Here is a 23912-nt window from a genome sequence, read left to right as displayed (position 1 = left end):
TTCCCGATGCAGCGGCCATTCATTGAGAGGTGAACACCATGAAAGCACTCGTTTCCACATTGCTCGTTGCCTGCGCCCTGGCCGCTCCCGCTGCCGCTTTCGCACAGACCGCCACCCCCGCCGACCCGGCCAACGCGCCGGTCACGCGCGCCCAGGTGATCGACGATCTCGTGCGGTTGGAGCAGGCGGGGTATCGTCCGGTGGCCAAGGACAACAACTATCCCGACGACATCCAGCGCGCGGAGGCGATCGTCGCGCAGCAAGACGCACAGACGGCGCAGCACGCCGCACCGGCGAACAGCGCCGTTGGCGGCGTGGCGATGACGGGCAGCTCGGACTAGGGCGTGCCGGGTCTGGCTAGCGCTGTCGGCCGGTCGATTTATGCGGGGCACTGAGCAGGCGGGCGCGCGCCAGGCCTGGCGACGGTATCCGGACATCAGCGGTGCGGCGTTCGTCAATATTCACGTGGGCGGATGCGGGCTTGCCGTAAGTAACTGTGTATGCCGCGGTGGGAATCTCGCGCGAGGCATGCGGTAAGCCTGTCACCGACGACGCCTTGCCGCTCAACAAGCCGACCCTTAAGGAGTTGCGCGACTCGTGGCGTATGGTGCCGCTCGAAGAGCTACCGCTGCCGCGGCACTTGACGTTGTCGACGCGCGTGTGGATGGGCGTTCTGCGCACCTACCTCATCGTCGCAGTGGGGCTCGTCATCGTGAAAGTCGTGCAGATGGCCATTCACTAGAGCGAATAGGGCAGGCGCATGCCTGCCCCATTTTGCGAACGCGCCGATATCACGCTATCTCATGTAATGAGCGCCTCGCGCACTACCGACTGTCGAGCTTGAACATCTCTACGGAGTCGCGCAGCGGCTGAGCGTGTTCAACCATCGATTGCGCGGCCGCAGCGGCCTCTTCAACGAGCGCGGCGTTCTGTTCCGTCACCTGATCCGTCTGGCTCACAGCCAGGTTGACCTGTTCAATACCCGTGCTTTGCTCATGCGACGCAGCGGCGATTTCGCTCATGATGTCCGTCACCCGTTTGACGGACTGAACGACTTCCTGGATCGTGTTGCCGGCTTTCTCAACCAGTTGCGGGCCGACATCCACGCGCTACACGATTCGCTAATGAGTTGCTTGACCTCGCGAGCGGACCGTCGCGCTGCGTTGCGCTAGCGTGCGGACCTCGCCCGCCACCACGGCAAAGCCTCGACTGCTGCATTGAGCACGAGGATTGGTCTGAAACGCGATACCCTCGATCACTCTGACGATATCGGCGACCTTGGCGGAACTGCCGAAAATCTCGCGCATGGTCTCGACCACGCGGCCGACCTCGCGCACTGCGACCGCCGATGCGGTGCTCGCAAGCGTGCTCGCCTGGTGAGCATTGTCCTCGTTCTGCCGGACCGTCGCGGTCAGCTCTTCCATGCTCGATGCCGTTTCTTCGAGCGAGGCCGCTTGGTCTTCCGTATGCTGCGACAAGTCGGTGTTTCCTGCCGCCACCTGCCCGGTGGCGGCCGCAATCGACAACCCTGCTTGCTTGACTCCGCCGACGAGCGTTGCCAGCTTACTGATTGCCCGCACCGACTCGGCCAGATCGCCGAGTTCGTCGTGGCTCTTCACATCGATCCGCATACGCAGGCCACCCTGCGCCAAGGCATGCGCACCGTCGACCACTCGTTGTAAGGGGCGAACGATCGAACGCGTCCCCATAGTGCACAGTACCAACGCCACGACGAACGCAGTGCGGCCGCGCCCCACAGGATGGCGCGCGCCATGTCATATGCGTCGCTGGTGCTTTTCGCGGCGCTGTCCATCAAGCCCTGGGCCAAATTCAGAAACTCGTCTTGCTGCTGCAAAAAAGGCGATTCGGGCCGACCTTGCCTTCGCGGGTGCGGCGCGCGCCACCGCAATGTCGTGCGCCGCCAACTGGGCAAACACGGGCTTCGTTGCTTCCTGATAAAGCTCACGCGCCTGGAGCAGGCGGTCGAAGCTAGCGCGGCCGGCGGCCGTCGTGAGCAGACGAGGGATGGCTTGATAGATCGGGGTGAGCTGATCGCAAATTTCCTGCACCTGTTCGAGCGCGGCTTGTTGTGCTTCAGGTGAGGGTTCGTCGAGCGCTGCGTAAAGCAAGACCGTTCGTTTGAGCGTCGCTGCTCGAATCGCGTTCACCAGCTTCAGCTCTTGGGCGCGAATGCTGACGATGGTTTGTGTCGTTGCGCTCATGCGCGCCATCTGCGCGGTGGCTGTCACGCAAATCGCGAACAGAAAAACCAGAACCACACCGAATGTGGCCAATAGTCGTGCACCAATCTTGAGCTTCATGCTTCATCACCTTTTTTAGTTCGCGAGAGAATTGGCGGGACTTATGGCGGCGTTCCCCGGCCTTACGTCGGCGTGCACCACGAAAGGAGCGCACACGTGGATGGTGCGTTCATGCACGACGCGGCGCGGTGTGATTGCCGCGAAAATGATTCGCATCTGCGTGACGTACCTCGGATTTCGGCTTGCGTTTCCAGCGTTGGCCGGGCGCGGAATGCCCGCAACAAAAAAGGAGATTTGCGGCAAGGGGACTAGGCGAGTCCGGCGCACGGGTGCCAGCATAAGCTTGGCGCCAGGTGTTGGCCGCCGTGTTTGCGCCGTTCAGGCAGGTAGTTATCGCCGCAGGGGAGCAATGCGAGCTTGGAGGACGCATGAGATGAACTACTATGCAGCGGTTCGAGCCTTTCTGCTGGTTTCCGAGGTGGGCAGCTTCGATCTCGCTGCACAGCGGCTGTCCATCGAGGCTTCCACGGTCTCCCGCTACATCGCCAACCTCGAAAGTGATCTGGGTATCGTCCTCTTCTATCGTTCCGCGCGGGGCGTCGAACTGACCGACAGTGGCGCTATGTTCAGAGAACGAGTGAATGTTGCCTTTCGCGGCGTCGGCGAGGCTCGTCGCGCTGTTTCAGACCGTGCGCGGTGATATGGATGGAAGTCGAGCCTGCGTAGCTGACCGGTCAGGTCAGCCCTCGGGGAAAAATCAGCTTTGCAAAAAAGGGATAGCCTCGGTGCGCGCGGCGTCGTACACTCGGCTCGCAAGGCACCGCCGGCAGGCCGCTATCGCTCATTTCAGACGGTAGCTGCGTTGCGCCTGCCTCGGTGCGCCCCGTTTTTTGGACGCCGATCTGATGGACTATTTTTCCGCGATGCGGGCGTTTCGCTACGCAGCCGAACTGGGCAGCCTGAGTCAGGCTGCCGCGAAGCTCGGTGTCAAAACCTCCACCGTTTCCCGTTGCATCACCGACCTCGAGCAGGATCTGGCGGTCGCGCTCTTCAACCGGTCCACACGCGGCCTGGTTCTGACCGAAGGCGGCCGTGTGTTCTACGAGCAGGCGCTGCAGGTGTTGAAGAGCCTCGATGAGGCGCGGGCGGTCACGGCGGCCTTGAACAGTTCGCCGCGCGGCCTCTTGCGGGTGACCATGCCCACTGCGTTCGGCAGGCGTCACATCATTCGTCATCTGCCCGAGTTCATGGAGCGTTTCCCCAAGATCGACGTCGACGCCGTGATGACCGACGACGTCGTCAAGATCATCGACTCAGGCATCGATCTGGCGATCCGGATCGGTGCATTGCCGGACTCGCAGCTCATGGCGCGCCGGCTGGCGCAGCACCGCCGCGTCGTCTGCGCCAGTCCGCGGTACGTGGCGCGGTATGGCGCGCCGGCTTCTCCCGAGGAGCTGTCGACGCACGTGACGTTGCGCTTTCCGCTCGCGGCGGACGACCGCTGGATCTTCGTCGACCGGTCCGCCGGACCCGACGCCAGTCAAATCCCGGTTCGTATCGATGGCCGAATCCGCGCGGACGACACGGACTCGCTGCTCGACCTCGCCGTCGCCGGTTGCGGCGTCGCCCTGCTGCCAACCTGGGCGATCGGCGAGGCGGTGCAAGCCGGGCAACTGGTCAGGTTGCTCCGGGAGTGGGAGGTCCAACCCACGCCCGCGGTGCCCGCTATCTGGGCGGTCTATCCGCCCAAGAAGACAGTGTCGACGAAGGTGCGCGCCTTCATCGACTTCTATGCGGAATTATTCAGCAAGGAAAGCTACTGGGGGGTTTGAGCCGCGCCGCCACGCTCGGGCGGTGGATTATTGCATCGGCGGTGCACCGAAGGACCCGGCAGCGTTGAATGGGCCTCGTCACATGCGTCTTCGCGACTTGCTCGCGCGACGTCATTCGTGAGCGAAGACCTGCAGTCCCCCCGATCTGTTGAGCCTGATAGCCGCCGCCGATCATCGATTCTGATGTTCAGTTGGCGCTCAACACGACGGCCGCGCCGCGCGCGGACAGGCTGCGGTACGCGTGCCTGGTGCTGCGCAGCGTGCAACGAAGTGATGCGCTCGAACTGGCCTTGGCAGAACGCGATTCTGACAAAGCGTAACGCCGGCTCGCCCGTGGCCTTATCCCCTTTGCGCAAAGCTGATTTTTCTTCGCCGCGGTTCTGGCTGGCCGTCAACCTTCCTATAGTGACGTTGACGCTGCATTCTTCTGTCGCGCACCGGACGCGGCGCGCTGTGTCCCGAACCGTAGTTCAACGTTACTTAGGGTGCCTACCATGCTCGACAAAACCGCAGTTTCTACCGTTCGTCTCGATGACGAGGCCGCAACGCGTGACGCCGAATACTTCGAATACACCAGCTCGGCCAACCCGATCGGCGCGAAACTGATCTCGCGCGTGCCATATCATTGGTTCCTCTCGGAACTCTACGACAGCGGCTCGACGCGTATCGTGCCGCTTGATCTCTCGAAGGCACTGGGCGTCGATTACCCGGCAACGGGCCCCGGCCTGCTGGCGAATTTCCTGCGCATCGAAGCGGGCGAGAAGCTTTCGGTCAATCCGAACGCCACGTCGCAGGTCTTTTATGTGCTGGAAGGCAGTGGCACGGTCTCGCAGGGCGACTCGGCGTTCAGCTTTGGCACCGGCGACTTCTTCGCGCTGCCCGGCGGTGACGAGGCTGTGCTGGCCGCGGATGCCACGGCGCGCATCTACTACGTCAACGATGGCCCGCTGCTCAGCTACCTGGGAACCCGCGTGTCGCGCCAACGCTTCGCGCCCACGCTCTATCCGGCCGCGCGCGCAAAGGCTGAACTCGACAAGGTCGCGGCAGCCCCCGGCGCAAGCCAGCGCAACCGCGTCAGCGTGCTGCTCGGGAACGCGAATTTTCCGCAAACGCGCACGGTTACGCACTCGATGTGGGCCATGTTCGGTGCGGTAGCGCCGCAATCCATGCAAAAGCCGCACCGCCATCAGTCGATCGCACTCGACTTCATTCCGGATTGTAAGCCCGGTGTCTACACGCTGGTTGGCACGGAAGTCGACGAGGAAGGCAACATCATCGATCCGGTACGCGTTGACTGGAAGCCGGGGATGGCATTCGTCACGCCTCCGGGCTACTGGCATGCGCACTTCAACGAGTCGGACGAAGTCGCCTACGTCATTCCGCTTCAGGATGCCGGTCTGCAGACCTACCTGCGCTCGCTCGACATTCGCTTTGCGCGCTAAGGCGTGACGCAAGCGGACGAGATGTTCATCGCGCCCGCCTTGCGTGGCTCGTACCATTCCTTCGTTCCGACGCATTGCAGTGATGACTTCAGGTTCCAGTAACGCGCTACGTGGCTATGTGAGGCTTGTCGTGGCTAGCGCGCTCACCGGCGTGGGCGCCGGGCTCGGTGGCATGATGCTGGCGCTGTTGCTTCATGAAATCCAGCATCTGGCATACGGTTATAGTGTCTGTCGAATAGTAAGTAAGGAATCGTTTTTAAGTGGTGTCGCTGATGCGTCGCCTGCGCGACGCTTCGAGGCGCTCGTGCTCTGCGGCCTCGTGGCCGGTTTCGGCTGGTGGGCGCTCTACCGCTGGGGACGCCCGCTGGTCAGCATCAAGCAGGCGCTGACTGCCGGCGTTCCACGCATGCCGGTTCCGAGCACCATCGTGCATGCCTTGCTGCAGATCGTGACGGTCGCATTGGGCTCGCCTCTCGGGCGGGAAGTCGCACCGCGAGAGATCGGCGCGCTGTGGGGAGGCTGGCTCGCGCGGCGAGCGGGGCTGTCGCTCGCGGATCAGCGCATTCTGGTGGCATGTGGAGCGGGCGCCGGGCTCGCAGCGGTCTACAACGTGCCATTGGGCGGAGCGCTCTTTGTGCTCGAAGTGCTGCTGGGTAGTTTCGAATGGCGGCTCGCGGTGCCGGCCCTCGTGACTTCTTCGCTGGCCGCGGTCACGGCGTGGGTCGGGCTCGGCAATGAACAGCAGTACAGCGTTGCGCAACTGACGCTTGGAGCGCCGCTCGTGGTGTGGTCCGCGATGGCAGGGCCGGTGTTCGGGGCGGCGGCATGGGGCTTTGTCCAGCTCACGAGCGCTGCGCGTGCCCACGCGCCGAAGGACTGGCGTCTGCCTGCTCTCTCGGTGCTCAATTTCGCGGTGATCGGTGTTCTCGTCATCTACTACCCGCAGTTGGCGGGCAATGGCAAGGGCCCGGCAGCCCTCGCGTTCGACAGCCATCTCGCCATCGGACTGGCAGCCACGCTGCTCGTGCTGAAAGTGGCAATCGAAGCGTCGAGTCTGCGCGCGGGCGCCGAGGGCGGCCTGCTCACGCCTGGGCTTGCGAATGGCGCGTTGCTTGCCATCGTGCTGGGCGGACTGTGGAACATGCTCTGGCCGGGAACCTCCGCAGGCAGTTTCGCCATGGTCGGAGCGAGCGCCTTTCTCGCCGCCTCCATGCAAATGCCGCTTACGGCAATCGTGCTCATGCTCGAGTTCACTCGCGTGAATCAAGATGCGCTGGTTCCGATGCTCCTGTGCATCGCGGGCTCGGTATCGACATTCAGACTGATGTCGAAAGCGCCGGCCGGGAGCGCGAGTCCGGCGTCTAATAGCCAGGGTGCGAGCGCGAAGCCCGCGCTCGAAAAGGCGCCTGTGCTTCACAACGAATGAGCAGGGCGGCGCATATGCGCATCCGCTCGGGGGGCGCCGGTTCTCCCATGCCTGCAAAACAGTCTTGTCGGGCCGGACTTTCGGACGCGGCCTGCCTTTGACAACATATTCCGTAGCGGCACGATGCGGCTGACATTCGCGCGAACGGGCGGTGGAGTTCAGGGCGAATCCCGCGGGACGAGCCGACCTCAATTTGTTTTGGAGTATGAAATGATTATGGTTTCAAAGCATGATTCCCAAGACGGAAACGTCGAGTCCGCAGCGAGCGCACCGGCCACGGTGGGCGTGGTGGGCGCCGGGAGGATGGGCGCGGCGTTCGCCGGCAATCTGATCGAGGACGGCTTGTCCGTGGTGGTGTTCGACCGCAACCGGGCATGCGCCGAGGCGGCGGTGCGCGGCAATGCTGTGGCGACTGACGACTGGGCAGCGCTCGCGGCATGCGACGTGGTCATCAGCATGGTGCCTGACGACGATGCGGCGAAGGAAGTGGCGGCGCATCTCTCGACGGTGCTCGCCAAGGGAGCCGTGCACATTTCGATGAGCACGATCAGCCCCGACGCGGCGGGCGCGCTTTTTGACCTGCATCGCGAGCACGGTCAGGGATACGTGTCGGCCCCCGTTCTGGGCAACCCGGATCTCGCCAAGGCGCGCAGGCTCTATGTGCTCGCCGCTGGTGAAGACGCAACGCTCGCGCGTTGCATGCCGCTGCTCGAACGGCTCGGCCAGCGCGTCTTTCAGCTGGGCGAGCAACCGGGGCTAGCGAATGCGTTTAAGCTCGCAGGCAACGTACTGACCGCAGCCACGATGCAGAGCATGGGCGAGGTGCTCGCGTTCCTTCGCAAAGCGGGCATCGATCAAAAAGCGGCCTTTGACGTGCTGACCGAGTCGCTGTTCGACGGCAAAGTGCACAAGGCTTATGGCGGAAAGATCGTCGATGAGCGGTATTCCCCGCCGGGCATGACCGTGCCCCTCGCAGTCAAGGATTTGCGCCTCGCGCTGAGCCATGCCGAAAAGGTGGGGGCACCGATGCCCGTGGCGAGCGTCGTGCGCGATCGCCTCGTGGCGGTTTCGGCGCGCGGCTGGGACGCGCTCGACTGGTCGGCGCTCGGTAAGCTGGCTGCGTTCAGCGCCGGCCTCTGAGCCGACGCCGCGGGCTGTGGTGTGGCAGCCGCACGACTCGCACCCGCGACGGCTGGGGCGGCGCCGTGCGGCTTGCCCCCCGCAGCCCCGCCCACGAACGCGGGTGAGGGGCATGTGGCAGCCAACAGCGCGGCACTGATGCTTCCAACGAATTTGCAAGATCATGGATACGAGAAGCCCGGCGCACCCGCTGGCCGTGCGGAAGTCGGTCTGGATGATCTGCGGCTGGGTGCTTGCCATCAATGGAATCGATCAGGTTCGCGCCAAATTGCGGAAGCGGAAGCGTTGCGAGACGATCCGGCTAGCAGCGACGTTTATCGACAGGTGATTCCACGTTTGGGCAACGCGCTTGTGCCGTCACACCGCAATGTTGCTGTGCCGCAGGGAACGCGCCCCCTGACGCGCGGCGAGCACGAACAGAATCCCGATGGTGCTGCCGAGCGCGACATCGATGAGGCGTGCATCCGCGCAGAGCCAGGCGTGGCCCGAAATGACGATCGCGGCCGCATGCATCGCACACCGCACGCCGAACGCCACCACGTAGCGATGGAAAGCAACGAGCTCCAGTGCGATCGCGATCTCGATCGCATTGGCGAGCGCGTGGCTATGCGGCAAAAGCATCGCCACCAGCACGCCCGCCGGTACACCGACAATGGTGCCCGCCAGGCGGTCACGCCACTTTAAGCGCGCCGATTACCAGTCACCTGTCACAACACTGAAGGCTGACAGACGAACCACTCCTGATAGGGCATCGGATGCCATGCCACCAAGGCGGACGCCAATCCCACCGCGAGCACCCCGGCAACGATCGCCTCACGCCGCCCCGGTGAAGGCGGCTCGCTGACCAACCATAGCGCCAGCCAGCCGTGCTCGGAGCGTGGTTCACGCTGCATGGCGTAGCTGACGATCGAGGCGACAATGACGGGCAGCGTTGCCGCCAGCGCGTAGGGCATGGCCGCTATGCCGGCGTTCAGATACGCATGGCCATGCGCCTCGCGCGCCGTTTCGCAGTCGAAGTACATGACAGGAATAGACGCAAAAAAAGCCGGTCCAGCGCATCTCGCTGCACCGGCGAGCAAGCTCGCACATGCGGCCGCAAGCAGCACAAAGACGCCGATATACGCGGCGGGTGTGCCATAAGAGGCGTTCACGGCCACGAAGGCCACGCCAATCGCGAACGCGCGGAGCACGGCACCAAGCGGCGCCAGACGTCCGCGCTCTACCGCCACAAACGCAGACACAGTGACGTCCAGTACGCTCAGCCATTTGGTGTCACCCGTCACCCACTCGACGACAAAAATCGGCACGAGCAATGCGGCTGCGCGTAACAACATATTCCAGTTAATCAAACGACTCAGCATTTCCCGACGTATTTCTGTAGCGATGGGAGTGCCGCCAGGCGTCCGTTGATTCGGTCGCTGCAACGGTACCTTGCAAACGGATTCGGTGCCCTGCCGCGTGGCAGTACGTGACTCGGGTAGCGCCGCGGGCGCCGAAACGTCGGTCGAGGTTGACGCAGGAAACGCAATCGTGAAGTTGCGTTTTGCGCTGTTTCATGCGCCCACGCTCCCAAATTGTGAGCTTGTCTGCGTCTCGCCGCCCTCGATCCAAATGCCTGCCGGTGGCTTTGACATATACCGCCGTGAGGCTGAAAGGGATGTCGGCATAGAGCGTGCCGACCATTCGAAGGCGGTCCCGCAACGGCGATCGAACAGCCCATGCATGCCGCGCGTGGGGGTGGCGCGCCATCACGCTGCGCGGCTATGCCACCTCACACCGCGCGGTGCGTGAGATGAAGGAAGACGGCCTCCTGCCTGAAGACACCAAGGTTGGATCGTCGAAGTATCTCAATAATCTGATTGAACAAGACCATCACAACATCAAGTCCCGGATGTCTGTCATGCTCGGATTCGAACGTTTCAGAAGCGCAACGATTGTGGCGGTCGGCATCGAGTTGATGCAACGCATTCGCGAAGACCAGTTCAACCTCGAGAAGCTCGGCCACAACAATTCCGCTGCACCCGTAATTTGCAATGCGGTCCTTTCGATTCGATAAGAATTCGCCTACCCCGTTCGCGCAATTGTCTTTTGCGACTAAGGGCCTACTGACTGGCGTCGGAAATAGTTATTTTTGCGAAGTCGCCCTTATTCGCACGGGAAGCATCCAGCGCCGGGAGCCTGAATGCCCGTAAGACGCTATGTCACATAGTTTTCGGAAATCTTGATAATTGGGTCCGCTGCAAGCGATTTGCATGGCGCCTTAACCGGTTAGTCAATGTAATAAAAGACGCATAAAGCAAGGTTTTTTACTTGATACGATTTTTTCATCGTCGAACGGATTCTTGAGCAACCACGTTGGTACGCGGTGCATACGATTTTTTCCAGCTTCGCTCTGGATCGACGGCGACATGCGCGTGGCGCTCGCGCTCGAGCACGACTGAGCCGTTTTGGATCAATGGAGGGTTTGCCCGCCAGATTCGCGCAGATTAGCCGCACACAACAAGCAGCGCAATCTTGGTCGCGACGTCTTCGCGCAGCGTGCGAGGACGCCTGGCCATCTGGGACGTGGCCGCCGCAGAACTGGGTGCCATGTGACTTGTCGTAATTTTTCTCTCGCGGATAAAAACGATGACTATTCGTATTGCATTGGTAACGGGTGGAATGGGTGGTCTCGGCGAGGCTATCAGCGTGCGGTTGAACGACGCCGGCTACAAAGTCGTCGTCACGCACTCGCCGGATAACGCAGGCGCAAAGGAGTGGCTGGCCAGAATGAAGGAAACGGGCCGCGACTTCACCGCATACTCCGTCGACGTCGCCGACTACGACTCGTGCCAGCGCGGCGCGCAGAAGATACAGAATGAGTTCGGCGGTGTCGACATTCTGATCAACAATGCTGGTATCACGCGCGACATGACCTTCAAGAAGCTCGACAAGGTCAACTGGGATGCGGTTCTGCGCACGAATCTCGATTCGGTCTTCAACATTTGCAAGCCGATGTGCGAAGGTATGGTCGAGCGCGGTTGGGGGCGTATCATCAATATTTCGTCTGTGAACGGCTCAAAGGGTTCCGTCGGCCAGACCAACTATGCGGCAGCGAAAGCCGGGATGCACGGCTTCACCAAGTCGCTCGCGCTGGAAGTCGCCCGTAAGGGCGTGACGGTGAACACGATCTCACCGGGCTATCTTGCGACGAAGATGGTCACCGCGATCCCACAGGACATCCTCGATACGAAGATCCTGCCGCAGATCCCGATGGGCCGCCTCGGCAAACCGGAGGAAGTCGCCGCGCTTGTGCTGTTCCTGTGCTCGGAGGACGCGGGCTTCCTGACCGGTGCGAATATCCCCATCAACGGCGGTCAGCACATGCAGTAATCACGGGTGTCCGGCCTTGATGTCAGAGAGGACGTCAAGGCTGGCTTTTCAATGTTGCGCACATTCGCACGGCCTCATGATGTCCCCTTGCGCGCGGCGTAATTACACAGGCACAGCTGTTAACTTGGGGAATGGGGATGGCTGAAACGTGGATCGGTCTTGCGATCGGCATTTCGACACTCGCCGTCGCGCTGCCCATGGCGCTTGCTCTCAGCTGGCACGAAAGATACCGGGCGCGGGTGTTCAGGAGTCTCAGGAGTGAGGTGTCTCCTCGCGTGGAGTCAACGGATCCGCATCGGTGAAGGCTTACGCAGGGCAATCCGTCTATTGCGCGGGGTGATGCGGTCATGGTGCGGGGACGCGGGCGAGATCAGGAATGTGAAGATCACGACCGGACGGACTCGCCACCATGCCGATTTCACCGTTTCGTTCGGGTGTGTCCCATTGGCGTCGCTTCACACCATAGCGGACCGGTTGCGTGTCATGACGTGGGTGACGGGTGTCGGTGTGACGCCGGGGTGATGGTCGGCTGCAAACAAAATTTCCTGCGTATCTGTCGGCGGCTTGATCGACGTGGACCGGAGGCGGGAGGTGGGGCTTGCATGAGCGAGCAACTGAAGCGAGGCGCGCTCGCGTGGAGCGGCGAAGTGCCAATCTTCATCCGATACATCCGTTGGGAAGGTTCTGCGGATTCCGATATTGATAGGATTACTAATTCGTCAAGCGAATAGAACCGCTTTGGGGAAGTTTGTCGGGCGCCGTTTCTTTTCATCTGCCCCTTGGAGGGCCACCTCGGCGCCACCGAGAAGAATACGTGCGCACCGGAAACGACAGTTTAAGGGTTTTCATGGGGGTACCGTAAGAGTTTCGTTCAAGGCATTCCGTCCAAGCCGCTACACAATCTGACACAACGGCGAGCGCGCAGAGCTTCGCGCAGCGAGATGTCGTATCGATTCCATCACGGATCGAGGGAACAGGAATACTCAAAACTTCAAAAACTATCAGGACAACACAAACCGTGAAGCTCAAGCATCTGGTTCTTCTTTTTGGCGCGGCACTGGCAAGCGCGGGCGTTCGTGCCCAATCGGCGGGAAGCAACGTGGTTGGCGCAGGCTGGTTGCGCATCGCGCCTCAGACATCGAGCGATCCGCTCAATGTAGAGGGCATGCCCGTGCCGGGCACGGGCGCGACGGTCGACAATGCGGATACGCTTGGCATAACGATCACTCATTTCTTCACCGACCACATCGCGGTGGAAACGGTTGCCGGCATTCCGCCGAAATTCAAATTCTACGGGACCGGCGGCCTTTCTTCTCCGGCAATCAATCCCCTCGGCGATGTCAAGCAGTGGAGTCCCGCCGTCGTCATGAAATACTATTTCCTTCCGGCGGAATCGAGATGGCGTCCTTATGCGGGCGTGGGGTTCAGCTACATCTGGTTCACCAACGCCCATGTGGGCACCGGCTTCCAGCAAGCGCTGAGCGCTCAGTTCTCGCGTGGCCAAAGTATGTCCCTGCCCACAAGCGCGAAGGTCGACAGCGAATGGTCTGCCGTGCTCAACGCCGGCGTCACCCTGAAGTTCAACGAGCACTGGTCGGGCGCGCTCTCATTCTCCTACCTGCCGTTTGGCACCAAGGCACACCTGACCACCACGCTGCCGAATGGCGGAAGCGTTCACAGCGTGGCGAAAATCACGCTGGACCCGCTGGTGACTCTGTTGTCGGTGAACTACCGCTTCTGAGGCCGCCGTCCAGTTGAAATAGACATGGTGGTCTGTGTCAATAATGTAGTTACTGGGACACAAGGAGACTCTGATGCAGGAAGACGCACAGGAAGCGCCAACTTCGGCCTACGCCTACCCGCTGCTCATGAACCTGTATACGGCTCCGAGCTTCGAGCTCGCGACAGGAATGAGGTGCGAGTCAGCGGATTTCATAGAGGCCCGCAGCAGAGTTACCGGCTGCAACAAGGCCTGATAGAGAGCCGCAGCCCCATCCTGTCAGTCAGACCGCGCGAAAGCTGTTGCAAAGCGGGACGCGTTCATAGAGAGCCGTACGAGGCGAGAGTCTCACGTACGGTTCTGCGAGAGACTCGAGGTGCAACTCCTCGAGTCTACTCAGCAGGATTACATTGAGTGTCGATTTTCCAGAAAAACTTAAGCTCATGAAGCCTGCGAGGAGTCGCGCAGATCGGGGCGCGGGTAACAGGCGAGGGAGCCGGAAGACCGTGTCGCCGGCACGCTGGTTGCGCGACTGCGCCAGCCGACAGTAGGCGCTCATCTCGCGAGCCGGGCGAAGAACTCGGCGTCGCGTCTGTTAGGCGCAGCCGGCGCACGCGTCAGGGCGCCGCAGCGCGCGGCGGCTAGCCCATCGAAATCGGAGATTCCGCTCACATACGACCGCAACGGGCCGTCAGTCGTCGGCCCCGACGATCGCACTCGAAGCCTTAAAGAGCCCGCGGCCTGCTTGCCGGCCGCGAGGCCGAGACGATCGACGCTGTCGTTCGTCACGATGGCCGCGATGTGCGCACCGCCCGGGGCCGCGAGTACGACTTCCGCATTCACCGCGTCCTTCGTGAGCGATGAAACCGTGCTCGCCACGCCGTTGCGCGTGGACACCTTGCTCGCGTCGCCGTTGACCATGAAGATCACCGACGATGCCTTCATGAGCGCGAAGACCGGCTTGCCAGCGGCGAGACCCGGCGAAGCGGCGCTGCCATGCGTGATGATCGCGGCGATCTCGAGGCCGCCGTCGGCGCGCAGCGTGACTTCGTCGTTGACAGCGCCGGCCTTGACCGCGCTGATCTGGCCGGAGAAATGGTTACGGGCACTGGTGCGCATTTAGGCCTCCACGGTTTGACCAGCGCATAATGCGCCGGCATCAGCAATTACTGTAAAGCTCGTTCCCTGTCTAGCCGTGTGAGTGTGAGGCGCCCAGACACGCAGCCGAAAATTGGACGTTCGGAAGAGGCGATGAGTGCCGCAGTTCGTCGTAGTATATGGACGTTTATAACGCGCAGGGTATCGAACATGTTTATTCGCAAGCTGGTGGCTTCAGTCGTCGTGACGAGCGGTGTGATGGGCGCGATGGGTGCGAGCGCCAACGCATTCGCCGGCGAATCCGATGTCAACGTGCTCTATGCAGGCTCGCTCGTGAACCTCATGGAAAAGAGCGTGGGCCCAGCGTTCGAAAAAGAAACAGGCCTGCATTTCAAGGGCTACGCAGCCGGCTCGAACAAGATCGCCAATGAGATCAAGGGCAAGCTGCGTCGCGGCGATGTGTTCATCAGCGCGAGCCCGAAGGTCAACGCGAGCCTGATGGGCGAGCCCAACGGCAATCACGTTACGTGGTACGTCAATTTCGCCGAATCGCCGCTCCTGATCGGCTACAACCCGAAGAGCCGTTTCGCCAACGACTTCAAGACGAAGCAGTGGGAGCAGGTGCTGCAGGAACCGGGCATCCGCCTTGGCCGCACCGATCCGAAGCTCGACCCGAAGGGCACCCTAATCGTCTCGCTCATGACGAAGGCCGCGCAGATGTACAACCAGCCTGATCTTGTCGAGAAAACGCTGGGTGCGCCCGAAAATCCCGAGCAGGTGCTGCCCGAGGAAACGCTCGTCGGCCGCCTCCAGTCGGGAGAACTCGATGCGGGCTTCTTCTACTCGACCGAAATGTCCGACCTGAAGATTCCGGCGATCCACCCAGCGCCCGAACTGGAGATCAAGGCGAACTACACGCTCACGATTCTCAACGACGCGCCCAACAGCGCCGGCGCCGCGCGCTTCGTGGACTTCCTGCTCTCGGCAGAAGGCCGCAAGCTGCTCGCCGAGCACGGCGTGGATGTGACGAAGCCTGCCGTCAGTGGCCAGACCCACTCGATCCCGCCGTCGGTGCAAGCCGTAATCCACGCCGCACAGCAATGACGGCGCAACCCGCGCAACGTGCCGCGAGGTCGCTCGGGAGAATGTGCACGCCGTTCGCGGTCTGCCCGTGCGCGCTGTCCGTCGCGAGCATCCCGCAATCGGCCACGCTGACTGACCGACGTCGGCTGGCACGCGACCTGGTTGGCGGCCGGGGTGTCGGTCTCCTCGCGGGCGGCGCACCGCTTGTTGGCGACATTGCTACCACCCATAGAACAAACACGTTCGGATTTCCGCTCTCTTGCCAGAGTCCTGGTTTAGACATCTGTAATCCAAATTGCTTAACGCTCGGGAGGATGGGTTCGGCCGATTTCGTCCAGTTGTAACTATGGACCCATTCCGGTGCGTTGTGGCCTCTCGGTCCCCTATCCCAATTCTCGCTTGGAGATAACAAGATCGTAATGAGCCGGACCGCGTGCGGTAACGGGGCGCCTGCTATCCTCGCACGGCTTTCTGGACTACCGGTTTTGCACAATGCGAACATCACATAAAGGCCTACATGCAGCGCACAAGCATAACGGCAGCCGAACGGTTCCTCACGGTGGAACTGGCCAACAGCATAGTGGCGTTGTAGAGGTGCCGCTGCGCAGTAACCGCCCGCCCATTCTTGGGGTGGCATCATGAGTCAGCTCGCATCGATACGCATCTTTGCCAAAGTAGCGGAGCGTTTGAACTTTGCCGAAGCGGCAAAGCACATGGGCGTGTCGGCATCCGTCATCACGCGCAGCGTTGCAAAACTGGAGCAGCGACTCGGCGTACGCCTGATCAACCGGACGACCCGCCGTGTGTCCCTTACCGACACCGGCCAGCTGTACTACAAGCGATGCGTGGAATTGATCGGGTTGCTCGACGTCATGGATGAATGTGTCGCCTCGGCAAGCAACGAACCTGCAAAATTGTTGAAGATTGCGGCGTCATCGGCTTACGCCAACTCGGATCTCCCCGACGTGCTCGCCGCCTATCGTCAACGGGAACCGCACACGAGTTTTGAGTTGACGGTGTTCGAAGACATGACTGACATCACAGTCGCGGACTTCGATGTCTGCTTTAGCGCGGAACGTCGGTTGCGCGACTCTTCGCTAATCTGTCGCTCGCTCGCGCAGGCTCGCGATGTGATTGTCGCAAGTCCCGACTATCTCTGCCGGCGAGGAACTCCTCATACCCCGGCTGATCTGGCCGCTCATGACATTCTGCTCGCTTCGGATGCGCCAAGTCGCTACTGGGAATTTCGCAGCACATCCGGTACGCACCGCGTAGTTGTTCGCCCTGCCTTAAACACGCAAAGCCCAGCTTTGATAAAGCGCGCAGTACTGGCCGGCTTAGGAATAGCCCGATTGTCGATCTCGTTGATAAAAGAGGAGCTCCATAGCGGCATGCTAGAAATCTTGCTGCACGACGCAGAGCTCTGTGGCGACGAGCGTACGTTCTGGATTCTGTACTCCGGACAGCTATATATGGCTACTGCAGTACGTGGCTTCATTGATTTTGTTGTAGATCACTACCGCAAAAACAACTAGGGACGCAAGTCCATGACGGCAACGCCGTCGCGATTCAAGCAACACGGAACCAGTCAATACTGAATTGCTGTGCCGGTGATTTTTGTAGGTCATAAAGTGCGGTGGACCGATGCCTACTATCCCATGTCGAATACATTCACTCGACAAACGTGAGAATCGGTTCGGAAATCCCATACATTTAGGACACTTATATCTATGAAAAGAATGCTTGCCGCCGGAACGGTGCTTGGTCTCGTCGTTGCCCCTGTTGCAGCCCTCGCGCAAAACAGCGTGACCTTGTACGGTGTGATTGATGAGGGTCTGAATTACACTAACAATTCCGCTGGTCATTCGGCAGTACAATTGGAGAGCGGCTTCGCGCAAGGCAGCCGCTGGGGCATTAAGGGTTCCGAAGATCTGGGCGGCGGTACCAAGGCTATTTTTCAACTGGAGAATGGATTCGATGTGAACTCGGGCGCACTGGGCCAAAGCAGTCGCATGTTTGGCAGGCAGGCGTACGTTGGTATCGCTTCGGAAACGCTCGGTTCGTTGACGATGGGCAGACAGTACGACTCTGTCGTCGACTATCTCGCGCCGCTTACGGCCAACGGTAACTGGGCCGGCTATCTGATGGCGCACCCCTACGACAACGACAACACCGACAACTCGTTTCGCCTGAATAACAGCATCAAGTATTCCAGCAAAACCTATGGCGGGTTCTCGTTTGGTGGTCTCTATGGCTTTAGCAATCAGGCCGGCGGCTTTGCGAACAACCGCGCGTACAGTCTCGGCGCCCAATATGTAGGCGGTCCTGTAACGATTGCGGCGGCATTCATGCAGATCAATCAACCGGGTAGCACGGAGGGTGGCTCGCTCGCGACCGACGATACTGCCTTCTTTGCGAACCGCGAGCAAGTTTGGGGCGCCGGCATAAACTATACGGTCGGATCGGCGCTTCTTGGTTTTGTTTATAGCCACACGAGCCTGAACGATGCGACGGGTTCAGCCTATGTCGGCAATTTCGCTAACACGGCCAGCAGCCTTAAGTTTGACAACTTCGAGGTGAATGCGAAGTATCAGTTAGTGAAAAACGCCTTTGTTGGCGCGATGTATAACTACACCATCGGTCACTTCCAAAGTACCGCCGGCGATTCGACGCCGAAATGGCATCAGATCGGCCTGATGGCTGACTACAATCTGTCTGTGCGCACCGACGTGTACATCCAAGGCATGTACCAGCATACGGCGGGTGGTAGTGCAGTGGCCGCGCCGCTCAACACAGCTTTCATTACTGGCGCAGACTCGCCGGCTACGACGTCCAACCAGTTTATCGCTCGTATCGGGATGCGTCACCAGTTCTAAGCTGTCATGGAACGTGCCGCACGTTCAGCCGTGCGGCATGACGTATAACAAGTTATTGTTTCGTACGGCGCGTGCACGACGAAGGCGCGTCGATTCGCTTCGCAGACCAAACAGCGATCCCTTTTCGCTGTGGTCTCGGACAACACATTCGCGGAACGGCCAATAATTACGGCGATGTGTCCCAAGCGGTGATATTTCGACATAGCCTGCATTACAGCCAGCCTGCAATGCCGTTCGGTTTGAAGGTTCACGCACTGTCACACACAACTGAACGAGTCACTACATCAAGCGACAAGTCTGCATCAACTTCACCTACGACGAACACATCACAATCCACGGCGCGATTCACGATTGCAATGGCGCTCGAAGGGGCGCACTGGTCGCGCAGCATGGCATGGCCCTGGTCAGGGGGCGTACCGAACGTTGCCCACAGGATCGTCGTCATGGGTGATCAGCCACAAGGGCAACCGCCTTGGCGTTGTAGCCACCGCCCAGCGACTTCGTGAGCGCGATGTTCTGGCTCAGCCGCTGCGCGTCGATATCGAGCAGGGCGATGCGCTCAAGCACGACCGCCTGGCGCGCGTCCGTGACCGCGAGGCGGCTCGCTACGCCGCGTTGGTACTGCGCCTGCGCGCTCGCTTCGGCGAACGATACCGCCTCGATCTTCTGTGTCTGCAGGTTCGTCTCCTCTTCGAGGTCCTGCAACCTGTTGCCCGTCACGGCCACGTCGCGTACCGCATCGAGCACGGACTGGTTGTACTGCTCGATCAGCGCATTGCGCGCATTGCGCGCGGCATCAAGGTTTGCATTGAGGCGGCCGCCCTCGAAGATCGGCAAATACAGCCCCGGGATCAGGTTGATCTGCTGGCTCGCATGCGTGAACAGGTCGGAGAGATGCAGCGCATTCACGCCAAAGAAAGCCTTGATGTCGAAGCTCGGGTAGAACGCTGCCCTGGCGGCGTCGATGCGGTCGAACGAGGACTGCACGTACCAGCGCATGGCCTGGAGATCCGGGCGGCGAGCCAACAGCTCGTACGACAGGGTAGGCGGCAAGCTGGCCTGCGGCAGGGGCAACGGCATGGGCCGAATTTGCGGGAGATCGTCTGGCCCCGCGCCGAGCAGCGCGCGCAGCGATTCGCGCAACTGCATGATCCGGGCCTGAGCCGCCACGATCTGACGCTGCGTCGCCAGTAGGTGCGCACGTGCGAGTTCAGTCTGCGTTTTGGGCTCGAGGCCGCGTGCTGCGCGGGCGGCGTGAGCGTCGACAAAAAACGCCGCCTCGTCCTGTAGCTGGTCGAGCAGGTCGACCAGCTGGAATGTCGTCTGGATACCGTAATAAAGCTGCGCCACATCGGTGGACAGTTCGAGTTCCATGGCCACCAGTTCGGCGCGCCGCGCATTGCTCACGCCCATCGCGGCTTGTACCTGGGCGCGCTGCTTGCCCCAGATGTCGACGCTCAGGCTGGCGCCGAGGCCGACAATGCCTTCCGTGTACCACGGCCCCGTGGCGCCAATTAGCGGCTGGTTGCCCGAGTACGCGCCGAGGAACCCGTTGGACGACACGTGCTGGCGATCTATGGCTCCCAGCGCCGCGATCTGGAGATTGGTGCCCGCCCGTACCAGATCGATGTCCGACTTCGCCTGAGCGACGCGCGTGCGCGCGATCAGGATCGACGGCGAGGAAGCCAACGCGCGCTCGATGAGAGCGTCCAACTGCGGGTCCGCGTACGCTCTCCACCATGTACCGGCGGGCCAGTTCCCGTGCGCGAGCTGGATGTCGCTGGCGAGACGGATCTGCTCCGCGGCGACAGGCGCCGGGGCTTTGCTGTCTTTGTGGACCAATGCGCAAGCGGACAAGGCGCAGGCCATGGCGGCGCTTGCGCCCCAGCGCAGACAGCGGGACACAACGGAAACGGAGGATAGGGTCATGCTTGCGATGCGTGGGTAGTGAAGGCGCGGTCTGACGAAGCCACGCCCCAGTGGGGCAGCGTCGAAATCTGCGCGGCCAGTTTTGTGGCGCCTGCGACGATGCGCTCATCGGCGCTGTGCGGTTCGGCGATCGGCGCGGGAACGACGAGCGCGGGCGCGCGTACCGATCCAGGCCGGGCAGTCAAGTCGTCTGCGTAGCCTTCCAGCGAGGCGGCGCTCGTTTCGCCGAACTGGGTCGTGGTACCCAGGCTGTCGGGTGTCTGTATGGGCAGCGCGCGCCACTCTGCCTCGAATGCGTCGCTTGCCAGCAGGATCTCGCGGGTCTGCGCGAGCACTGCCTGCATATGTAGCTGGAACATCTCGTGTTGCGCTTCGCCCGGCTGCCAGCCGGGTTCCAGCGCGACACGGGCCGCCATTGCCTCGCAGTCGGCGAGTTCGGCCCACAGCAGGGCGGGAATCGCGTCTTGCGGTTGCCGCAGGCGCGCCGCGATGTGGCGCAGCAGGCGCGCGACACGCTGGCGCAGCGCCTCGCCTTCCGCCTCGGGCCACAGCGACGCGTGGATGACTGCGGAGATGGCCACACCCAGCAGAATGCCGAGCATGCGGTCGCGGATTTCTGTGAGATCGGTGGTCGGCCCGAACTGCTCGAGCAGGGCGAGTGCAAACGTGAACATGAGCTGGGTGCCCGCATAGCTGATGTGCTCCGATCCGGCAGCCAGCCACGCGCCGAGCGCGATCACGGGCAGTGAGATCAGCAGCAAGCCGGTGAGCCCGTCGATGTTCGGTACCACCCAGATCACCATGGCGAGCGCGAGCAGGCTGCCCGCGGCGGCTCCAGCGATACGCAATATCGCGCGCCGGCCCGTCGCGCCGAGGCTCGGCTGCGCCACGATCAGCGCCGTCAGCATGACGGTGTGAATGCCCTGCCAGTCCGTGGCGCGGTAAAAGAGGTAGCCGAGCAATGCCGCAAACAACGTCTTCAGTGCGAATTGCGCATACACGGGATTGGAAAAGGCGTCTTGCACGAGCATCCGCTCTTTCTCCGCGGGCGACTCTGCCGGCTCCGGCGCTGCGCAGCGGTCGGCGAAGGCCCGCAGGGCATTGCCGATTTCGAACAGCGCGCCGGGCAGGGGCGCGGCGCGGGAAACGGGCGCCGCGCCGGCGAATACGAAGTGCTCGCCCGAGCGGATGGACTCCGCGAGACGCGCGCAACCCTCGCGCAGCGCGGGGACGATTCCGGCTCCGGCACTCCCGGCGCTGCCGTCCAGATGCGCCGCCGCTGTGAACAGTCGCGAGACGGTCGCCACGCGGGCCAGGTGAAAGGCCTGTCGGCGCCTGAACTCCGGATCGCGCATCGTCGAAAAGCGCAGCAGTTTCTGCAGCGTAAGCGCGGCGTTCTGGACGCGGCTCGCGTTGGGGCGGGCCACCGAAATGTCGCCGCGTTCGAGCGCTGCGAGGAGCCCGTCGACCGCCTCAATTTGACCGAGCATCGCGTCTTCGAGCTGGCGCGCGGGCTCCGCGGGCAGGAACAGGGTGTTGATCACGAGCGTGACGGCAATGGCATAGGTGTTGGCGACCCACACCCATAGTGAGACGCGAACCAGCGCCTCGGCCTGGTCGGTCAAATCGACGAACGACTGTACGTAGATGACGACGATGCCAACCAGCATGAACGCGGCGCCGACCTTCGCCACGCGCATCAGGTAAGCGCTTGCGAAGAACAGGGCCGCCGAAATCACGATGCGCAGCAGCGGGAAGTCGTACGTCAGCTTGAGCACGACAATGATGCAGCCGATGCCGAGCGTCGTGCCGAGAATAAACAGGATGCCGATCAGGCGCGTCATCACCACGTTCGACTGCGTCACGAAAAACACCGCGATGAGAGAGAGCGCGAGAAACGGCACCTGCAACGCCATGGACACGGTGATCACGATTGCGCTGGCCAGCATGCAACGCAGCATCAAGTTCGCCCTTCCCGGGTAGGCGCGAACCTCCTCCGCGAAAAAGCGGGCGAGTCGCGCGAAACCTGTCGGGGACCGGGCGGCGGCATCCATGGCGACGTTCATTGCGCCGGACCGCCTACCGCACGGGTGCGCTCGAGCGTGGCAACGGCCGAGGTGCCAAGGCGGAACAGCATCGGGTCGGGATTGCGCACGGCGATCTTCACCGGGAATCGCTGGGAAACGTGGACCCAGTTGATGCTGCGCTGGACGCGCGGGAGCCCTTCGAGCACGAGGCCGCCGTCGTCGGGCAGCACACCGTAGCCGACCGAATCCACGACACCCGAGAAGCGCTTGCTGGTATCGGTCATCAGGTAGAGGGCGGCTGCCGTTCCTGCGCGCACGTCTTTGAGTTCCGTTTCGCGGAAGTTGGCGACCACGTACCAATGTTCCGTGTCGATCAGCGTAAAGACAGGCTTCAACGGCGAGGCGTACTGGCCGACCGTCGTGTGCAGCGACACGATGCGGCCGTCGAACGGCGCGCGAACTTCGGTGAACGCGACGTTCAGCTCGGCAATCGCAATCTGCGCCTGGACCTCGGCGCGCTGCGCGACCAGTGCATCGACGCCGCTCACCGCGGCGTTGGCTTGCCGGGCCTGCAGCGCCGCGGCGTCGAGTTCCGCCTGCGCGGAACGTTGAGCCGTGCGTGCGCGATCGACTTCTTCCGCAGAAACATAACCCTGTCCGAGCAGAGGCTCGGTCCGGCGCAGCGTGTCGGCAGCCTGGGCTGCCACGGCGCGCGCGCGCTCGACCGCAGCCTTCACCGATTCGGCGTTGTATTGCTGCGCGTTTACCGAGCGCTGGGTCAGCTCGATCTGCTTGTCGAGCGCGACAAGGCGCGCGCTTGCTTGAGCGAGTGCGTCTTGATAAGGACGAGGATCGACGCGCAAAAGCAGATCGCCTTTCCTGACGGCCTGATTGTCGTGTACGGGAAGGTCCACGATCCGTCCGCTGACTTCTGGAACCACGTCGATAGTGTCCGCATACACATATGCGTCGTCGGTGCTGGGGGCGTGATCTTTGCGCCAGACGACGATGCAAAGCAGTGCGATGGCGATAAGTGCGATTACCGCCGCGGGCAGCCGTTTCGTGCGCAGCGGTGCGCGAGCGTTGTCAGTCATATGCGATACGCGCAGTCATAGAAAAGAAAAAACCGTCGATGCGAGCGACGAAAAGGCGGTCCCCAGGACGCAGTCAAGCCGCCACAGCACTAACAGCGATGCTGCGGCGCCGGCGAGGACGATTGCGGCTGCGGTGCACGTGGTATTGCGAAAGGAGCGGGCGTCAGGTGTCATGGGCGAGCGCACCTTCAGCGGGAAAAGAAAATGAGCCAGGCTGCCGTCGCGAAGATGGCGGTCAGGGCCGGATAGCTCACGGCAACGGGCGACAGCGCCCTGCGCAAGTCGCGGCGGCCAAGCTCACGATGCACGATGATCGTTGCCGCGACGCCGCCCACGATGCAGAAAAGCCAGTCGGGAAAGGCAGCGCCAAAGAGCGGTAAGGATGGCGAAATCGCGCATCCGCCCAATGACAGCGATGCGCACGCCGACCAGGCAAGCCGTTTTGCAGTGGAAAGGGTCATGAATGAATCACAGGCATCGCAGACGATGCAAACGCGGTGAAGGGCGGGCCGGCGCGCAAGCAACCCCGTGTGCTGGTCGCGCTGCGGGCGCGGGGGCCGGCAGGCCGATACTCAACAAAAGCGGACATCGGCGGGAAGCCTCTTGTCCCGA

22 protein-coding genes and 2 pseudogenes are annotated in these 23912 nt (G+C 61.9%); 14 read left to right on the top strand and 10 right to left on the bottom strand.

The window, feature by feature from the left end; all coding sequences use genetic code 11:
- Positions 1–38: 38 nt before the first annotated feature.
- Complete coding sequence (locus AB4Y36_RS35935) at positions 39–341, top strand: DUF4148 domain-containing protein (protein ID WP_368685506.1); 303 nt, start codon at positions 39–41, stop codon at positions 339–341.
- Between the two features lie 167 nt (positions 342–508).
- On the top strand, positions 509–742 hold the full coding sequence (locus AB4Y36_RS35930; RefSeq protein WP_368685513.1) for a hypothetical protein: 234 nt from the start codon (positions 509–511) through the stop codon (positions 740–742).
- Between the two features lie 82 nt (positions 743–824).
- On the opposite strand, the pseudogene AB4Y36_RS35925 reads toward AB4Y36_RS35930, so the two are convergent.
- Together AB4Y36_RS35925 and AB4Y36_RS35920 are read right to left on the bottom strand one after the other, a co-directional pair.
- Positions 825–1709: pseudogene (locus tag AB4Y36_RS35925) on the bottom strand (methyl-accepting chemotaxis protein).
- 66 nt (positions 1710–1775) lie between these two features.
- Positions 1776–2321 carry an MCP four helix bundle domain-containing protein gene (locus AB4Y36_RS35920; RefSeq protein ID WP_368685505.1) on the bottom strand — a complete coding sequence of 182 codons (546 nt, stop codon included), beginning with the start codon at positions 2319–2321 and terminating at the stop codon, positions 1776–1778.
- A 373-nt stretch (positions 2322–2694) separates the two neighbouring features.
- Between AB4Y36_RS35920 and AB4Y36_RS35915 the strand changes: the two genes are divergently transcribed.
- The 6 genes from AB4Y36_RS35915 to AB4Y36_RS35890 all read left to right on the top strand — a co-directional run bounded on the left by AB4Y36_RS35915 (position 2695) and on the right by AB4Y36_RS35890 (position 8429).
- On the top strand, positions 2695–2961 hold the full coding sequence (locus tag AB4Y36_RS35915; protein WP_368685504.1) for a LysR family transcriptional regulator: 267 nt from the start codon (positions 2695–2697) through the stop codon (positions 2959–2961).
- A gap of 205 nt (positions 2962–3166) precedes the next feature.
- Positions 3167–4093 carry a LysR family transcriptional regulator gene (locus tag AB4Y36_RS35910; RefSeq protein WP_368685503.1) on the top strand — a complete coding sequence of 309 codons (927 nt, stop codon included), beginning with the start codon at positions 3167–3169 and terminating at the stop codon, positions 4091–4093.
- Positions 4094–4587: 494 nt separating this feature from the next.
- Positions 4588–5535 carry a cupin gene (locus tag AB4Y36_RS35905; protein WP_368685502.1) on the top strand — a complete coding sequence of 316 codons (948 nt, stop codon included), beginning with the start codon at positions 4588–4590 and terminating at the stop codon, positions 5533–5535.
- Positions 5536–5617: 82 nt separating this feature from the next.
- Positions 5618–6961, top strand: a complete 1344-nt coding sequence (locus tag AB4Y36_RS35900; RefSeq protein WP_368685501.1) for a chloride channel protein — start codon at positions 5618–5620, stop codon at positions 6959–6961.
- Between the two features lie 210 nt (positions 6962–7171).
- Complete coding sequence (locus AB4Y36_RS35895; RefSeq protein ID WP_368685500.1) at positions 7172–8101, top strand: NAD(P)-dependent oxidoreductase; 930 nt, start codon at positions 7172–7174, stop codon at positions 8099–8101.
- A 163-nt stretch (positions 8102–8264) separates the two neighbouring features.
- Positions 8265–8429, top strand: a complete 165-nt coding sequence (locus AB4Y36_RS35890) for a hypothetical protein (protein ID WP_368685499.1) — start codon at positions 8265–8267, stop codon at positions 8427–8429.
- A 29-nt stretch (positions 8430–8458) separates the two neighbouring features.
- Here AB4Y36_RS35890 and AB4Y36_RS35885 read toward each other — a convergent pair whose 3' ends face one another.
- Both AB4Y36_RS35885 and AB4Y36_RS35880 read right to left on the bottom strand, forming a co-directional pair.
- Positions 8459–8767 (bottom strand): FUSC family protein, encoded by a 309-nt coding sequence (locus AB4Y36_RS35885; RefSeq protein WP_368685512.1) that lies wholly within the window; start codon positions 8765–8767, stop codon positions 8459–8461.
- 41 nt (positions 8768–8808) lie between these two features.
- Positions 8809–9462, bottom strand: coding sequence for a hypothetical protein (locus tag AB4Y36_RS35880; RefSeq protein WP_368685498.1), 654 nt, complete (start codon positions 9460–9462; stop codon positions 8809–8811).
- A 311-nt stretch (positions 9463–9773) separates the two neighbouring features.
- Between AB4Y36_RS35880 and AB4Y36_RS35875 the strand changes: the two genes are divergently transcribed.
- The 3 genes from AB4Y36_RS35875 to AB4Y36_RS35865 all read left to right on the top strand — a co-directional run bounded on the left by AB4Y36_RS35875 (position 9774) and on the right by AB4Y36_RS35865 (position 13214).
- A complete protein-coding gene (locus tag AB4Y36_RS35875) occupies positions 9774–10157 on the top strand; it encodes a DDE-type integrase/transposase/recombinase (protein ID WP_368685497.1) in 384 nt (127 codons plus the stop codon).
- 572 nt (positions 10158–10729) lie between these two features.
- On the top strand, positions 10730–11473 hold the full coding sequence (gene phbB, locus AB4Y36_RS35870) for an acetoacetyl-CoA reductase (RefSeq protein WP_368685496.1): 744 nt from the start codon (positions 10730–10732) through the stop codon (positions 11471–11473).
- Positions 11474–12491: 1018 nt separating this feature from the next.
- A complete protein-coding gene (locus tag AB4Y36_RS35865) occupies positions 12492–13214 on the top strand; it encodes an OmpW family protein (protein WP_368685495.1) in 723 nt (240 codons plus the stop codon).
- Between the two features lie 670 nt (positions 13215–13884).
- Here the strand turns inward: AB4Y36_RS35865 and AB4Y36_RS35860 are convergent.
- Positions 13885–14312, bottom strand: a pseudogene (locus AB4Y36_RS35860) (molybdopterin-binding protein).
- 237 nt (positions 14313–14549) lie between these two features.
- Here AB4Y36_RS35860 and AB4Y36_RS35855 point away from each other — a divergent pair.
- The 3 genes from AB4Y36_RS35855 to AB4Y36_RS35845 all read left to right on the top strand — a co-directional run bounded on the left by AB4Y36_RS35855 (position 14550) and on the right by AB4Y36_RS35845 (position 18250).
- A complete protein-coding gene (locus tag AB4Y36_RS35855) occupies positions 14550–15395 on the top strand; it encodes an extracellular solute-binding protein (RefSeq protein ID WP_368685511.1) in 846 nt (281 codons plus the stop codon).
- Between the two features lie 617 nt (positions 15396–16012).
- Positions 16013–16909: a LysR family transcriptional regulator gene (locus tag AB4Y36_RS35850; RefSeq protein ID WP_368685494.1), complete on the top strand. Its 897-nt coding sequence runs from the start codon at positions 16013–16015 to the stop codon at positions 16907–16909.
- A 195-nt stretch (positions 16910–17104) separates the two neighbouring features.
- Positions 17105–18250, top strand: a complete 1146-nt coding sequence (locus AB4Y36_RS35845; protein ID WP_368685493.1) for a porin — start codon at positions 17105–17107, stop codon at positions 18248–18250.
- A 247-nt stretch (positions 18251–18497) separates the two neighbouring features.
- On the opposite strand, the gene AB4Y36_RS35840 is transcribed toward AB4Y36_RS35845, so the two are convergent.
- From AB4Y36_RS35840 to AB4Y36_RS35820, 5 genes are all read right to left on the bottom strand, one after another.
- Positions 18498–18695 carry a hypothetical protein gene (locus AB4Y36_RS35840; RefSeq protein WP_368685492.1) on the bottom strand — a complete coding sequence of 66 codons (198 nt, stop codon included), beginning with the start codon at positions 18693–18695 and terminating at the stop codon, positions 18498–18500.
- Entirely contained in the window at positions 18692–20179 is a 1488-nt protein-coding gene (locus tag AB4Y36_RS35835) for an MdtP family multidrug efflux transporter outer membrane subunit (protein WP_368685491.1), read from the bottom strand. The genes AB4Y36_RS35840 and AB4Y36_RS35835 overlap by 4 nt, the downstream gene beginning before the upstream one ends.
- Positions 20176–22128 (bottom strand): FUSC family protein, encoded by a 1953-nt coding sequence (locus AB4Y36_RS35830; protein ID WP_368685490.1) that lies wholly within the window; start codon positions 22126–22128, stop codon positions 20176–20178. The genes AB4Y36_RS35835 and AB4Y36_RS35830 overlap by 4 nt, the downstream gene beginning before the upstream one ends.
- 113 nt (positions 22129–22241) lie before the next feature.
- Complete coding sequence (gene mdtN, locus AB4Y36_RS35825; protein WP_368685489.1) at positions 22242–23300, bottom strand: multidrug transporter subunit MdtN; 1059 nt, start codon at positions 23298–23300, stop codon at positions 22242–22244.
- A 188-nt stretch (positions 23301–23488) separates the two neighbouring features.
- The gene (locus AB4Y36_RS35820; RefSeq protein WP_368685488.1) at positions 23489–23824 is read right to left on the bottom strand and encodes a YtcA family lipoprotein; all 336 of its coding nucleotides are present in this window, start codon (positions 23822–23824) and stop codon (positions 23489–23491) included.
- Positions 23825–23912 lie beyond the last annotated feature (88 nt).

Source organism: Paraburkholderia sp. BR10936, from assembly GCF_040965735.1.
Classification (GTDB): Bacteria; Pseudomonadota; Gammaproteobacteria; order Burkholderiales; family Burkholderiaceae; genus Paraburkholderia; species Paraburkholderia nodosa_A.
This window is presented reverse-complemented; position numbering and strand designations above follow the sequence as displayed.